The 13,796-nt window shown below is 56.4% G+C and carries 12 protein-coding genes and 2 pseudogenes; 5 read left to right on the forward strand and 9 right to left on the reverse strand.

Annotated features, from left to right (window positions below):
* Nucleotides 1–110: 110 nt before the first annotated feature.
* Nucleotides 111–992: an RHS repeat-associated core domain-containing protein gene (locus KVG88_RS31085; protein WP_225934024.1), complete on the forward strand. Its 882-nt coding sequence runs from the start codon at nucleotides 111–113 to the stop codon at nucleotides 990–992.
* 23 nt (nucleotides 993–1,015) lie between these two features.
* On the opposite strand, the gene rloA2 is transcribed toward KVG88_RS31085, so the two are convergent.
* Nucleotides 1,016–1,519 carry a retropepsin-like aspartic peptidase RloA2 gene (rloA2, locus tag KVG88_RS14705; RefSeq protein ID WP_217871898.1) on the reverse strand — a complete coding sequence of 168 codons (504 nt, stop codon included), beginning with the start codon at nucleotides 1,517–1,519 and terminating at the stop codon, nucleotides 1,016–1,018.
* A gap of 165 nt (nucleotides 1,520–1,684) precedes the next feature.
* Here rloA2 and yihG point away from each other — a divergent pair, with 165 nt between their 5' ends.
* The gene (yihG, locus tag KVG88_RS14710) at nucleotides 1,685–2,572 is read left to right on the forward strand and encodes a 1-acylglycerol-3-phosphate O-acyltransferase, YihG family (RefSeq protein ID WP_217871899.1); all 888 of its coding nucleotides are present in this window, start codon (nucleotides 1,685–1,687) and stop codon (nucleotides 2,570–2,572) included.
* Here yihG and KVG88_RS14715 read toward each other — a convergent pair whose 3' ends face one another.
* Entirely contained in the window at nucleotides 2,573–3,130 is a 558-nt protein-coding gene (locus KVG88_RS14715) for a DUF2780 domain-containing protein (RefSeq protein ID WP_150705252.1), read from the reverse strand. It abuts the gene before it with no gap.
* 224 nt (nucleotides 3,131–3,354) lie between these two features.
* On the opposite strand from KVG88_RS14715, the gene KVG88_RS14720 reads away from it, so the two are divergent.
* Nucleotides 3,355–4,374, forward strand: a complete 1,020-nt coding sequence (locus KVG88_RS14720; protein WP_217871900.1) for an RHS repeat-associated core domain-containing protein — start codon at nucleotides 3,355–3,357, stop codon at nucleotides 4,372–4,374.
* 60 nt (nucleotides 4,375–4,434) lie between these two features.
* On the opposite strand, the pseudogene KVG88_RS14725 reads toward KVG88_RS14720, so the two are convergent.
* Nucleotides 4,435–4,633, reverse strand: a pseudogene (locus KVG88_RS14725) (formaldehyde dehydrogenase, glutathione-independent); the annotation flags it as partial.
* A 95-nt stretch (nucleotides 4,634–4,728) separates the two neighbouring features.
* Between KVG88_RS14725 and KVG88_RS31090 the strand changes: the two are divergent.
* Entirely contained in the window at nucleotides 4,729–5,850 is a 1,122-nt protein-coding gene (locus KVG88_RS31090) for an RHS repeat-associated core domain-containing protein (protein ID WP_225934025.1), read from the forward strand.
* Nucleotides 5,851–5,903: 53 nt separating this feature from the next.
* On the opposite strand, the pseudogene KVG88_RS14735 reads toward KVG88_RS31090, so the two are convergent.
* Nucleotides 5,904–6,097: pseudogene (locus tag KVG88_RS14735) on the reverse strand (formaldehyde dehydrogenase, glutathione-independent); the annotation flags it as partial.
* A 100-nt stretch (nucleotides 6,098–6,197) separates the two neighbouring features.
* Here KVG88_RS14735 and KVG88_RS31095 point away from each other — a divergent pair.
* On the forward strand, nucleotides 6,198–7,277 hold the full coding sequence (locus tag KVG88_RS31095) for an RHS repeat-associated core domain-containing protein (RefSeq protein ID WP_225934026.1): 1,080 nt from the start codon (nucleotides 6,198–6,200) through the stop codon (nucleotides 7,275–7,277).
* A gap of 62 nt (nucleotides 7,278–7,339) precedes the next feature.
* Here the strand turns inward: KVG88_RS31095 and fdhA are convergent, their stop codons facing one another.
* The 5 genes from fdhA to KVG88_RS14765 all read right to left on the reverse strand — a co-directional run bounded on the left by fdhA (nucleotide 7,340) and on the right by KVG88_RS14765 (nucleotide 13,786).
* Nucleotides 7,340–8,539, reverse strand: coding sequence for a formaldehyde dehydrogenase, glutathione-independent (gene fdhA, locus KVG88_RS14745; protein WP_150705250.1), 1,200 nt, complete (start codon nucleotides 8,537–8,539; stop codon nucleotides 7,340–7,342).
* A 200-nt stretch (nucleotides 8,540–8,739) separates the two neighbouring features.
* A complete protein-coding gene (gene purU, locus KVG88_RS14750; protein WP_150705249.1) occupies nucleotides 8,740–9,597 on the reverse strand; it encodes a formyltetrahydrofolate deformylase in 858 nt (285 codons plus the stop codon).
* A gap of 112 nt (nucleotides 9,598–9,709) precedes the next feature.
* Nucleotides 9,710–10,342, reverse strand: coding sequence for a sarcosine oxidase subunit gamma (locus tag KVG88_RS14755; RefSeq protein ID WP_150705248.1), 633 nt, complete (start codon nucleotides 10,340–10,342; stop codon nucleotides 9,710–9,712).
* A 100-nt stretch (nucleotides 10,343–10,442) separates the two neighbouring features.
* Nucleotides 10,443–13,460, reverse strand: coding sequence for a sarcosine oxidase subunit alpha (locus KVG88_RS14760; RefSeq protein ID WP_150705247.1), 3,018 nt, complete (start codon nucleotides 13,458–13,460; stop codon nucleotides 10,443–10,445).
* The gene (locus KVG88_RS14765) at nucleotides 13,457–13,786 is read right to left on the reverse strand and encodes a sarcosine oxidase subunit delta (protein WP_007980417.1); all 330 of its coding nucleotides are present in this window, start codon (nucleotides 13,784–13,786) and stop codon (nucleotides 13,457–13,459) included. Before KVG88_RS14765 ends, KVG88_RS14760 begins: the two co-directional genes overlap by 4 nt.
* Between the last annotated feature and the right edge of the window lie 10 nt (nucleotides 13,787–13,796).

Genomic DNA, 13,796 nt, shown 5'->3' on the forward strand with positions numbered 1-13,796 from the left:
CAGATGAATGGTCCGGTCTGTAGTACCTAGCAGTTCTGATAGTAGGCAATGGCTGAAAACGGGTTGATGCTGTTAATCCGCCCTTTCGGAACTGATACGGAGATTGGTCAATGTCTACACACTCGCGCACAACGATACTGTTGGTAACCGATCATCAGCACTCAGTAATAAGTGCCTTGGCCGCAACGCGTCCTCAGTACATCGCCTATACACCCTATGGTCATCGTCCGGCGGAAAATGGCTTGATGAGTCTGCTTGGGTTTAACGGTGAACAACCAGATCCGCTGACCGGACATTATCATTTGGGGAACGGTTATCGGCAGTTCAATCCGGTTTTGATGCGGTTTAATAGTCCGGATAGTTGGAGTCCGTTTGGGGACGGAGGGATTAATTCTTACGCTTACTGCGAGGGTGACCCTAGAAATCGCAGTGACCCAACAGGACATGTATACGTATTTAACGCCTTAAAAAATCCATTACCCAGAATATCCAATCAGTCAAAAACCATTTCACGAACGGACCTTAACCGTAAGCGTGCTGGTCATTCCTCCTATCCAATCACAGCAAGCGCTTCTACAACGAAAAAAAATACAACGACAGCATCATCGAAATTAAATATCAACGATATAAATACCGCCGTTTCGAAAATTCACCATAGCGAGCCAATTGCTCAAGTCATCGGTAGCTACACGGACAAACTCAATATTGGAAATCTTAAAAAAAGCACACTTCTTTACACTAACGCACTGAAAGAATATCCGTTCACGCCCCTCCGTAAAACACCGAAGATATTTGTACCTGATGTAGCGACTCCTATATGGGCAGCCAATGGGCAGCTGGATGTCCGTCACTTCGATGTATCGATATCAATTTTTAGGAATATGGTGTCCGTCCATCCTGAAGGTCACAGGTTTTCAGTTCTCGCAGATATACAGGAAATCAGACGAGCTAACTATATTCGGCAAAATACAGGTATAGATCTCCTTAAATAGCTCGTGTAGGCGTCCTTGAAAAATCAACAATCCGGCTTATCCGCCGTAAACCTTCTCGCCGGGTTCACCGCCGCGCCAAACTCACGCAGGGCCTTGGCGCCGATCAACAGTGGGTAGTTAAAGCTGCTGCGGTCAGTCAGGTTGACCTCGACGGTGCGTTTCACATTGCCCAGGCACAATTCCAGATCGACCACCGGACGCTTGGTGGGCGCGGCGGTGTCCTCATCTTCGTCTTCTTCGGAGCGAGTCTTGATCTTGCTGATCCGCGCGACCTTGTGCTCGTAAACTTTATTGCTCGCATCTTTGGTGGCGAGGCGGAAACGCACCCAGTCTTCGCCGTCGCGGGTGAAGGTTTCGATGTCTTTGGCCGACAGCGACGCGGTCAGCGCGCCGGTGTCCATTTTGGCTTTGAGCACTTCACCGCCGATTTCCGGCAGCGCAATGTATTCGTAACGCCCGTACAGGGTCGGCTCGGCGGCCAAGACCGGCAGGGCGATGAGGGAAAGCAGTGCGAGTAGGGATTTCACGTATTGGGCTTCCATGAGAAGTGAGCAGCGGGATTTTAGACCGTTGTGCACATGATCGTTCCCACAAGCTTAACGGCACGGAAGTGAAACATTCGTCAGCACCGATTTGGCCTGCCGCCCGAAGCTGCTTATCATGGCGCGCCCAAACGCTTTCAAGAGTTGCCTATGCGCCGCCTGCTCACCGGCTGTTTCGTTACCCTGCTGCTGTTGCTCAACACCCTGGTCCTGATCGGCCCGTTGATGGTGTTTGCCCTGCTCAAACTGGTCCTGCCCGGACGCTTTCGTGATTACGCCTCGTGGTCGGTGATGTGGATCGCCGAGACCTGGTCGGAGATCGACAAACTGATCTTCCGCTTCTGCATTCCTACCCAATGGGACATTCGCGGAGGCGACGACCTGCGGCGCGACACCTCGTATCTGGTGATCAGTAACCATCAATCCTGGGTCGATATCCCGGCGCTGATCCAGACGCTGAACCGGCGCACGCCGTTTTTCAAATTCTTCCTCAAGAAAGAACTGATCTGGGTGCCCTTCCTGGGCCTGGCCTGGTGGGCGCTGGATTACCCGTTCATGAAGCGCTACACCAAGGCCTTCCTGGCGAAGCATCCGGAATTGGCCGGCAAGGATCTGGAGATTACCAAACAGGCCTGCGAGCTGTTCAAGCGGCAGCCGGTGACCGTGGTCAATTATCTGGAAGGCACGCGTTTCACCGCCGCGAAATGTGCCCAACAGCAATCACCGTTCCGCCATCTGCTCAGGCCAAAGGCTGGCGGCGTGGCGTTTGTGCTGGCGGCAATGGGCGAACAGCTGGATGCGATTCTCGATGTGACGGTGGTTTACCCGCAGCAGACAATTCCGGGATTCTGGGACCTGATCAGTGGCAACGTGCCGAGAATCATCATCGACATCAAGACCCGCGAACTCGACCCGGCGCTGTGGCAGGGCGACTACGAAAACGATCCGCAGTTTCGTGAAACGGTCCAGAACTGGGTCAACCTGCTCTGGACCGAGAAGGACCAACGCATCGACGCCTTGCGCGCCGAAGGCCGCTGATCAGCTACCCGTAACGCCAGTGCCCCAGATCCCGCCCAGGCTTTGCAGCAGCGAACCGCCAACGCCTTGCTGACCGAGGTATTGCAGGATCACCGGGGCAAACTGGCCGATCATGCCGCTGTCCATGCCCAAGGCGCTGAAGGCGTTGTTCAGGTCAGTGGTGTCCTTGACGTTGCCCAAGGCGTTATCCAGCCCGGCGGCCTTGCCGCTGGAGCCAAGTAAACCGGCCAGTGCCCCCAACTCGCCGCCACCCGAGAGTATGTCGATGCCAGGCACGCTTTTCGCCAGTTCCGAATAATCGGTCGAGCTCAACTGATTCTTCGCCAACCCCAACATGGCTCCGGTGCCCCCGACGGCTTGTTGCGGGGTAATGTTCAATTGGCTGAGTGCACCCAACAGATCCGCCGTTTCCGGAGTAGGCGCCGCGTCAGTCGCCGCGTTTTCGCCTTTCATCCCCGCAATGGCATTGGCTGCGTCGCCCAGGCTGAACTGTGCGAAGACCGGGCTGGCTGCCAGGGTCATGAGTGATGCCAATGCAAAACCGCGTGAAATCTTCATTCCGACATCCTCTTGCGTCATGAAAACGCCCGGCTGACGGGCGCAAAGCTGCCGGTTTGACCGGGAAAGCGTGGGCGTGTTCCTCAGGTCAGCGTGCATTTCCCAGCCGCTCGTCACAAAGCAGTTCTGATGCCGGCGACCCTATCAGATCTGCTAGTAGGCAAGGCTGGTCGATTGAGCCACAGTAAAACCCTGGATCGATGAATCATTCAGGAAGACAGTCCATGCTGCCCAATCGCGAAACGTTGCTCTGCCGGTACCACTACGACCCACTGGATCGACTGGTTGGTTGCACGCCCTCGGCACAGGCAGTCACCCGGCGTTTTTATCTGAAAGATCGACTGGCCACCGAGATTGAAGGCGCGGTGCAGCGTTCGATCATGCAGCACGATGATCTACTGCTGGCTCTGCAGCAGCGTCAGAGTCGTGGCGTGGAAACTCATATGCTTGCCACTGATCAACAGCGTTCTGTGTTGAACGTTCTCGACGCGACTCGGTTTAATTCTCTCGCCTACTCACCCTATGGTCATCGCCCGGCGGAGAACGGCTTGCTCAGCCTGCTTGGCTTCAACGGCGAACGACCGGATCCGGTGACAGGGTGTTATTTGTTGGGGAATGGTTATCGGGCTTTTAACCCGGTGTTGATGCGGTTTAACAGCCCGGACAGTTGGAGTCCGTTTGGGAAGGGGGGGTTGAATGCGTATGCGTATTGTGTGGGGGATCCTGTTAATCACGTGGACAAAAACGGGCACGTTCCAAACTTTTTTAAGCCGGCACTTAGACACTTTGGATGGATTAAAAAATCAAAACCTTCCATTGAAACTTTAGTACCACCTATTCGCATAAATATCAAAGACGACGAATATACACTTATTGGATTCCATGGAACTTCAGAGAAGTTTGCAAAAGAAATGCAACGCACCGGTCCCAAACCAGAATTTGGTACAGCTCCAAACCTTTCCTATGGGCCTGGATTTTATACAACACCGGATGTTTCGAAAGCACAACGTTATGCCAACTTTAACTCTAAAAAAATGTTCGACCGCAATACTGATGGATTACTAGCAGCATATCTTAAGAACCCTTCCGAAAAATCACTTGGCAAGGACTATGAATTCATACCAGAACACAAAGAGCTGGTTTTACGTAAACACATTTATGACGACGTAATCCTCATCAGATTCAACGATGATAATTACACACAGAATCCGGACATAAATAAAATATTCAACATTCAGCAGTAAGTAAACTCAAAACACGCTCACAAAAAAGGGCGACATCAAGTCGCCCTTTTTTACCCACCCTTACGCCGCACTAAACAACTCATGCGGATCAATCACAAACTTTTCGGTACGCCCGCATCAGACTCGCCATAACCTTCCGGCGCCTGATCCAAGCTGATGACCTGCACGCCCACTACTTCGGCGCTGTTGATGCGATCCCACTGATCGCCTGCAACAGCTGGCGGTTGTACTTCATGACCGGGGTCTGGCTGGTGTTGAAGAGGTTGGGACCCTATCAAATCTGCTAGTAGGCAGGACTGGCCGATTGCATCACAGTAAAACCCTGGATCGATGAATCATTCAGGAAGACAGTCCATGTTGCCCAATCGTGAAACGTTGCTCTGCCGGTACCACTATGACCCGCTGGATCGATTGGTTGATTGCACGCCCTCGGCGCAGGCAGTCACCCGGCGTTTTTATCTGAAAGATCGGCTGGCCACCGAGATTCAAGGCGCGGTGCAGCGTTCGATCATGCAGCACGATGATCGACTGCTGGCTCAGCAGCAGCGTCAGAGCGGTGTGGCGGACACGCGTTTGCTTGCCACTGATCAACAGCGTTCGGTTTTGTATGTACTCGATGTCTCTCGGCCACATCCCATTGCCTACTCGCCTTATGGCCATCACCCGGCAGAGAGCGGTTTGCTCAGCCTGCTTGGCTTCAACGGCGAACGACCGGATCCGGTGACGGGGTGTTTTTTGTTAGGGAATGGTTATCGGGCGTTTAACCCGGTGTTGATGCGGTTTAACAGCCCGGACAGTTGGAGTCCGTTTGGGGAGGGTGGACTAAATGCTTATGCGTATTGTGTGGGAGATCCGGTGAATGGAGGAGATCCTACAGGGCATACCCCAGTTTGGTTAAAAACTATTCTGCGGTCGATTGGACTAATGAGGGGCAGACCACGCGTCTCACCTGGTGTTACTCCCAATACGGAGACGCCATTTCACAATCCAATGGCAAACAGACTCCACCCCTTTCCAAACGCGAAGTCTCCTGCCTGGACGACCCAAGACCAGTTAGCTTTTGCCGGCACAGAAGCACGCCATCCAGGTGCGCCTGGTTCAGCCACCTCGTATGAATCATTATCAACATATTCAAACAACAGTCCGCGAACCTCAAATGGGGACATTCAACCTATATCTATTCAACGCTCTGCTTCAACCGGCACACCACCCAGAAGGAGTAGTAACGTCAGTGCCTATGATGTGCACATGGAAAATGTCACATCTTACTTAAGAGCCAGATATGGCAATGGCGGACTCATAACAGACACCGTCGGAGCAATTTTCGACCCACCTCCCAGCTATACGCAATCGTTTCGTCCACCGCCAAACTATGGCAAGGAACCGTTACCCTCTTATGAGCAAGCACGAGTCAATGCTAAACAGATGGAAAAACTATCCAAACAGCAAATTTTCATACGACGTAGATCTGTATGAACGCATAAAAAATGGCGACCCGAAGGTCGCCGTACTATTTGCTCGAATTCTTGCGCACTAAACAATTTATGCGAATCAATCACAAACTTCTTCGGCGCGCCTGCATCGAACTCGCCGTAACCTTCCGGCGCCTGATCCAGGCTGATCACCTGCACGCCCACCACTTGGCGATATTGATGCGGTCCCACATGAGCGCCCACATCAACTGACGGTTGTACTTCATGTCTGGGGTCTGGCTGGTGTTGAAGCACCGAGGTTGGGACCCTATCAGATCTGCTAGTAGGCAGGACTGGCCGATTGCATCACAGTAAAACCCTGGATCGATGAATCATTCAGGAAGAGAATCCATGCTGCCCAATCGTGAAACGTTGCTCTGCCGGTACCACTACGACCCGCTGGATCGATTGGTTGATTGCACGCCCTCGGCGCAAGCAGTCACCCGGCGTTTTTATCTGAAAGATCGACTGGCCACCGAGATTGAAGGCGCGGTGCAGCGTTCGATCATGCAGCACGATGATCGACTGCTGGCTCAGCAGCAGCGTCAGAGCGGTGTGGCGGACACGCGTTTGCTTGCCACTGATCAACAGCGTTCGGTTTTGTATGTACTTGACGTCTCTCGGCCACATCCCATTGCCTACTCGCCTTATGGCCATCGCCCGGCAGAGAGCGGTTTGCTCAGCCTGCTCGGCTTCAACGGCGAACGACCGGATCCGGTGACGGGGTGTTTTTTGTTAGGGAATGGTTATCGGGCGTTTAACCAAGTTTTGATGCGATTTAACAGCCCTGACAGTTGGAGTCCGTTTGGGAGGGGCGGGTTGAATGGGTATGCATATTGTGTGGGGGACCCGATTAATAAGGCAGACCCGACTGGACACTTTTCCGGCTGGGCGCTAGTCCGAAACAATATCTCTCGCATAGTAAAAATGGGAGCAGCATCCAAACTGCATGAACCAGCTTGGGGGAATGCCATACCAGGCGTGGCAAAAAGAGTCAGCCCAACGCTTCCGCCTATGAAGAGGCTGAACGATATGCCCGATGAAATGCTGGCAAAGGTGTTCGGTCATCTTGAGGGCAAATATCTTGCCAGTGTTTCCCTCACTTCAAAACGAATGAAGAATTCTGTTAGCGCACTCTCCGAGATCAATATGAAAAAACTTTTGAGTGCTGGTCAACCAGAAACCCGACTGCCAAAAATCGATAGTGTAGGGTTTGGAGAAGTCAGAGGGATAGCCCCCTCAGCAGCCGTCAATACTGGAGTAACTCTCGCGCAAGCCCAGCAGGACTTTCCTTATGCAATGACCCGACTAGTTGGCCCCAACAACAAGAGCTTGCATTACGGTCCAAGGTCTTACCTACCTCCCCAAGTTGACCAACCAAATACTGTTGCTGCGCAAATTAGAGCAATGAACGGAGATATGCTTTTTTGATTTCAGCATCCTAACGATAAAAAGGGCGACATTAAGTCGCCCTCTTCTTTCGCCTAAACCCCTTACGCCGCACTAAACAACTTATGCGGATCAATCACAAACTTCTTCGGCACGCCTGCATCGAACTCGCCGTAACCTTCCGGCGCCTGATCCAGGCTGATGACCTGCACACCCACCACCTCGGCGATGTTGATGCGGTCCCACATGATTGCCTGCATGAGCTGGCGGTTGTACTTCATGACCGGGGTCTGGCCGGTGTGGAAGCTGTGGGATTTGGCCCAGCCCAGGCCGAAGCGAATGCTCAGGCTGCCCATTTTCGCAGCAGCGTCGACGGCGCCCGGATCTTCAGTCACGTAGAGGCCAGGGATGCCGATTTTGCCGGCTACGCGCACCACACCCATCAACGAGTTGAGTACGGTGGCCGGGGCTTCGTGTTTCACACCGTCATGGCCATGGCCGCGGGCTTCGAAGCCGACGGCGTCGATGGCGCAATCCACTTCGGGTTCGCCCAGCAGCGCGGCGATTTGTTCGTGTAGCGGGGTGTCGAGGGACAGGTCGGCGATTTCGAAACCCTGGGCCTTGGCGTGTGCCAGGCGTACGGTGTTGACGTCACCGACGATCACTACCGCTGCGCCCAACAGGCGAGCGGAAGCGGCAGCCGCCAGGCCGACCGGGCCGGCACCTGCGATGTAAACAGTGCTGCCCGGGCCGACGCCAGCGGTCACGGCACCGTGGTAGCCGGTTGGCAGGATGTCGGAGAGGCAGGTCAGGTCACGGATTTTTTCCATTGCGCGATCGCGATCCGGCAGTTTCAGCAAGTTGAAGTCGGCGTACGGCACCAGCGCGTATTCAGCCTGACCACCGGTCCAGTCGCCCATGTCGACGTAACCGTAGGCACCGCCGGGACGTGCCGGGTTGACGCTCAGGCACACGCCGGTGTGCATTTCCTTGCAGGAACGGCAGCGCCCGCAAGCCACGTTGAACGGTACGGAGACCAGATCGCCGATTTGCAGGTTTTCGACGTCGCGGCCCTTCTCGATGACTTCACCGGTAATTTCATGACCCAGAACCAGACCGGTTTGAGCGGTGGTACGACCGCGCACCATGTGTTGGTCGGAACCACAGATGTTGGTGGAGACCACACGCAGGATGACGGCGTGCTCGATCTTCCTGCCGCGCGGGTCCTGCATTTTCGGATAGTCGATTTTCTGTACTTCGACCTTGCCAGCGCCGAGATACACCACACCACGATTGCCAGACATGCTTTCACCTCGCTGTTGTTTTTATGGAACCGCGTTGCCCAGTCAGGCAGCGCGTTAAGTGCTCGGGTACAGATGCTGTTTCTTGTGTTGCCAGTTATGGCCCCATCGCTAGCAGGCTAGCTCCCACAGTTATTCGGAATGAACACGGGATTTGTGAACAACCCGAAACCTGTGGGAGCTGGCCTGCCAGCGATGGCGATCTAAAGAACGACCGTACGATTGGCGTTCAAAAATACTCTTCTCTCGATGTGATACCCAACCGCCCGCGCCAAGGTCAGGCCTTCTATGTCGCGCCCCTTGGCAATCAAATCCTCAGGGTAATGGCTGTGGTCGACCACCTCGACGCCCTGGGCAATGATCGGCCCTTCATCGAGGTCGTTGTTGATGTAATGCGCCGTCGCGCCGACCAGTTTCACGCCCTTGTTGTAGGCCTGGTGATAAGGCTTGGCGCCTTTGAAACCTGGCAGCAGGGAGTGGTGAATGTTGATTGCCTTGCCATCGAGCTTGCGGCATAGCTCTGGCGACAACACCTGCATGTAGCGAGCAAGGATCACCAGCTCGGCGCCGGCGTCTTCGATCACCTGCAACACCTGACGCTCTTGCGACGGTTTGTCGTTCGGGTCGAGCGGGAAGTGGTAGTACGGAATCTGGTGCCAATCGGCCAACGGCTTGAGGTCCGGGTGGTTGGAGACCACAGCGGCGACGTCCATCGACAACTGGCCGATGCGCTGGCGGTAGAGCAAATCGTTGAGGCAGTGATCGGCCTTGGAGACCATGATCACCACTTTCGGCCGATAGTGCGGCGGGGTCAGCTCGAAGATCATGCCGAACGATTCACCACGCTCCTGCAAACCGGCGCGAAACGACTGCTCGTCGAAGCCATCCGGTTGGCGGAATTCCACGCGAATGAAGAAACGGCCCGAGAGCCGGTCATCGAAGGAGTGGTGTTCGGTGACGTAGCAGCCCTGCTCGAACAGAAAGCGCGTCACCGCGTCCACCGTACCGAGCACGCTGGGGCAATCGGCAGTCAGAATCCATGTGTCTGGGGCGCGGCTCATAGTGCGGTGACTCCTGTTCAAAAGTAGCAGCAACGCCGCTTTGTGTAGCAGCTGCCGCAGGTTTCACGACGACTTCGTCGCCGAACGCAGCCTGCGGCAGCTGCTACAGGTATCAGGCCTGAACGCTGAGGCCGAATTCAGCGGCCGCATCCTGCAACCACAACCACCAGTAATCCGAGAAGCTGCGACGGATCAGCAGCTCCCAAGTGTCTTCGCCAGTGTGGCGGATCACCAGTTGCGACTTGGCGAACACCGTGCCGACCGCCTTGCCCACCGGAAAGTTGTTCGGGTGCACGTCGTAGCTGGTGGATTTCATCAGCACCTGGCGCACGTTCGGGCCGCTCAGTTCAAGGATCTGCTGACCACCGCTGACGTTAACGATCTGAATGTGCAACTCGCCCAGCGCTTCACGCAATTTTTGCTCGGCGGCGAATTCTTCGCCGGTTGGCACGATCAGCAGCCATTCATCCGGCCCCATCCATTGCAGGCTGGTTTCGCCTTTGACGATGACGGTCAGCGCGCCCGGCAATTCAATGCCAAGAGCCTTGTGCACGCCAGCGGCGAACGCGGCATCGTGACCATCGCCACGAATGGTCAGGTGGCCCAGAAGTTTTTTCTCACGCACGGTCACACCGGCGTTTTTGCGACCCTTGCCCACCAGGCTGGCGAGGTCGGCGTGATGCAGCGACGACTCGGCCTTGGCCCCGGTGGTTGGGCGTTGTTGGTAAACATTGGCTGTGGTCATAAAGCACCTTTGCTGAATTCTGTTGGTTCCTGTGGTGGCTGCACTGCCGCTATCGCCAGCAGGCTAGCGATTGGCAGCCAACCCACAGATCTCGAGGTCATCAAATATTCTGGCGTTCGCCTTTCGGATCGAAGAACACCGAAGAAACGATTTCCGCCTCGATCACGCTGCCGTCCGCCAGAGGTGCAAACACGCGCTCGCCCATGCGGTTCAGGCCGCCCTTGACCACGCCCATGGCAAACGAATAGCCGAGGGAGTTGTGCGCGTAGCTGGAGGTCACGTGGCCGACCATGGTCATCGGGATCGCCTGCTTGGTGTTGAACACCAGTTGCGCACCTTCCGGCAGCCATTTGTTCGGATCGATCGGCTTCAGTCCAACCAGTTGCTTACGCTGATCACGCACGCAGTCTTCACGGTTCATGCCGCGCTGACCGATCCACGAGAACGGTTTGGTGCGGCCAACACACCAGCCCATGTTCAGGTCGTCCGGGGTCATCGAGCCGTCAGTGTCCTGACCGACGATGATGAAGCCCTTCTCCGCCCGCAGCACGTGCATGGTTTCGGTGCCGTACGGCGTCAGGTTGTACTTCTTGCCGGCGTCGACAATTTTCTCGAGCACGCCCATCGCATAGTCGGCTTGCACGTTGACTTCGTACGACAGTTCGCCGGTAAACGAAATCCGGAAAATCCGTGCCGGTACACCGCCGACCAGAGCTTCTTTCCAGGTCATGAACGGGAAAGCTTCGTTGCTCAGGTCAACGTCGGTGACTTCGCTGAGCAGCTTGCGGCTGTTCGGCCCGGACAGGGTCATGGTTGCCCAGTGATCCGTCACGGAAGTGAAGTACACCTTCAGCTCTGGCCATTCGGTCTGATGGTAGATTTCCAGCCATTGCAGCACGCGCGCAGCGCCGCCGGTGGTGGTGGTCATCACGAAATGGTTGTCGGCAAGGCAAGCCGTCACGCCGTCGTCGAAGACCATGCCGTCTTCTTTGCACATCAGGCCGTAGCGCGCCTTGCCCACGTCGAGCTTGGTCCAGGCGTTGGTGTAGATGCGGTTGAGGAACTCGCGGGTGTCCGGACCCTGGATGTCGATCTTGCCCAGGGTCGACGCGTCCAGCAGGCCGACGCTGTCGCGCACGGCTTTGCATTCGCGCTTGACCGCGGCGTGCATGTCTTCACCGGATTTCGGGAAGTACCACGGACGTTTCCATTGACCGACGTCTTCGAACTCGGCGCCGTTTTTCAGGTGCCAGTGATGCAGTGCAGTGAAACGCACAGGTTCGAAGATGTGCCCACAGTGACGACCGGCCACGGCGCCGAAAGTCACCGGCGTGTAGTTCGGGCGGAACATGGTGGTGCCCATCTGCGGGATGGTCACGTTCAGCGAACGGGCGGCGATGGCCAGACCGTTGACGTTGCCGAGCTTGCCCTGATCGGTGCCGAAGCCCAGCGCGGTATAGCGCTTGACGTGCTCGACCGACTCGAAGCCCTCGCGGGTCGCCAGTTCGATACCGGCAGCGGTGACGTCGTTTTGCAGATCGACGAATTGCTTGGGTGCACGTGCGGTGACTTTTTCGTAAGGCACCTGGAACAGCGCCAACGTCGGCTCTTCCAGACGCGCCAGGGCTTTTGGCAAGGTCGCTTCGACCGGACCAAAACCGGCTTCGCTGGCGGCGCGAACGCCGCCTTCAAAACCGTCGGCCAGGGAATCACCCAAGCCATAAACGCCGTTGATGCCACCGACGCACACGCGTTTCTGCGGTGCTTCACCCGGTACGAAACCGAGGATGTCTTCGCGCCAGATCGGCTTGCCGCCCAAGTGCGAAGCCAAGTGAACGACAGGGCTGTAACCGCCGGAGCTGGCGATCAGGTCGCAGTCGAGCCATTCGCCCGGGCTGGTGACTTTGTGTCCCTTCACATCGATGGCGGCGACGCGAGCAGCGGTGACGCGCTTGCTGCCACGGGCCTCGATCACGGCGCTGCCGGTGAGGATGCGAATACCTTTGGCGCGAGCTTCTTCCACCAGCGCACCGCGCGGGTTGCTGCGGGCGTCGGCGATGGCCACCACTTGCAGGCTGGCATCGAGCCAATCCAGGGCAACGCGGTAGGCGTGATCGTTGTTGGTCGACAGCACCAGTTTTTTGCCTGGCGCTACGCCGTAGCGGCGAACATAAGTCGACACAGCGCCGGCCAGCATGTTGCCCGGCACGTCGTTATTGCCGTAGACCAGTGGTCGCTCGTGAGTACCGGTCGCGAGTACCACACGCTTGGCACGAACACGGTGAATACGCTGGCGTACCTGGCCAATCGGGGCGCGGTCGCCGAGGTGATCGGTGAGGCGTTCGTGAATGGTCAGGAAGTTGTGGTCGTGGTAACCGTTGACCGTGGCGCGCGGCAACAGCAGCACGTCCGGAGTGTTCTTCAGTTCGGCGATGACGCTGGCGACCCACTCGGTCGCCGGCTTGCCGTCGAGGCTTTCGCGGGAGTCGAGCAGGCTGCCGCCAAACTCTTCCTGTTCGTCAGCCAGGATCACACGGGCACCGCTGCGCGCAGCGGCCAGTGCAGCGGCCAGGCCAGCAGGGCCGGCGCCGACGATCAGCACGTCGCAGTGCTGGTTCATGTAGTCGTAGGTGTCCGGATCGTTCTCGGTCGGCGAACGGCCAAGACCGGCAGCCTTACGAATGTACTTTTCGTAAGTCATCCAGAACGATTGCGGGTACATGAAGGTTTTGTAGTAGAAGCCCGGTGGCATCAGCTTGCCGCCGACCTTGCCGAGAATCCCCATCATGTCGTTGTTCACGCTCGGCCAGCCGTTAGTGCTGGTGGCGACCAAACCTTGATACAGCGCTTGTTGCGTGGCGCGTACGTTCGGGATTTGCGTGGCTTCGGTGGCGCCGATCTGCAGCACCGCGTTCGGCTCTTCCGCGCCTGCGGCGAAGATGCCGCGCGGACGGGAATACTTGAAGCTGCGACCGATGATGTCGACGCCGTTGGCCAGCAGTGCAGCGGCCAGGGAGTCGCCTTCGAAGCCTTTGTAGCTCTGGCCGTTGAAGGTGAAGGTCAGGACTTTGTTGCGGTCGATCCGTCCGCCGTTGGACAGGCGATTGATCTGGCTCATACCTTCTCTCCCAGAGCCGTGCTGGCCGCTTTCGGGCTATCGGTCTTGTCGGTGAATTGTGGCTTGGTGCCGATCTTGTAGGTCTCGAGAATCTCGTAGGTCACGGTGTCACGGGTGACGTTGAAGTACTGACGGCAACCGGCAACGTGATCCCACAGTTCGTGGTGCAGACCGCGAGGGTTATCGCGGAAGAACATGTAGTCGCCCCACTCCTCGTCGGTGCAGCTGTTCGGATCCAGTGGACGCGGGATGTGCGCCTGGCCGGATGCGTGGAATTCCTCTTCGGAGCGCAACTCGCCGCAGTGAGGACAGAAGATATGCAACATGGGGATTTCT

This window comes from Pseudomonas azerbaijanoccidentalis (assembly GCF_019145495.1).
In the GTDB taxonomy this organism is placed as follows: domain Bacteria; phylum Pseudomonadota; class Gammaproteobacteria; order Pseudomonadales; family Pseudomonadaceae; genus Aquipseudomonas; species Aquipseudomonas azerbaijanoccidentalis.

Excerpts from the sequence above, each read along its gene's own strand:
- KVG88_RS31085 (WP_225934024.1), top strand. The coding sequence starts at position 111 with ATGTCTACACACTCGCGCACAACGATACTGTTGGTAACCGATCATCAG.
- yihG (WP_217871899.1), top strand. The coding sequence starts at position 1,685 with ATGCGCCGCCTGCTCACCGGCTGTTTCGTTACCCTGCTGCTGTTGCTC.
- KVG88_RS14715 (WP_150705252.1), bottom strand. The coding sequence starts at position 3,130 with ATGAAGATTTCACGCGGTTTTGCATTGGCATCACTCATGACCCTGGCA.
- KVG88_RS14720 (WP_217871900.1), top strand. The coding sequence starts at position 3,355 with ATGCTGCCCAATCGCGAAACGTTGCTCTGCCGGTACCACTACGACCCA.
- KVG88_RS31090 (WP_225934025.1), top strand. The coding sequence starts at position 4,729 with ATGTTGCCCAATCGTGAAACGTTGCTCTGCCGGTACCACTATGACCCG.
- KVG88_RS31095 (WP_225934026.1), top strand. The coding sequence starts at position 6,198 with ATGCTGCCCAATCGTGAAACGTTGCTCTGCCGGTACCACTACGACCCG.
- fdhA (WP_150705250.1), bottom strand. The coding sequence starts at position 8,539 with ATGTCTGGCAATCGTGGTGTGGTGTATCTCGGCGCTGGCAAGGTCGAA.
- purU (WP_150705249.1), bottom strand. The coding sequence starts at position 9,597 with ATGAGCCGCGCCCCAGACACATGGATTCTGACTGCCGATTGCCCCAGC.
- KVG88_RS14755 (WP_150705248.1), bottom strand. The coding sequence starts at position 10,342 with ATGACCACAGCCAATGTTTACCAACAACGCCCAACCACCGGGGCCAAG.
- KVG88_RS14760 (WP_150705247.1), bottom strand. The coding sequence starts at position 13,460 with ATGAGCCAGATCAATCGCCTGTCCAACGGCGGACGGATCGACCGCAAC.
- KVG88_RS14765 (WP_007980417.1), bottom strand. The coding sequence starts at position 13,786 with ATGTTGCATATCTTCTGTCCTCACTGCGGCGAGTTGCGCTCCGAAGAG.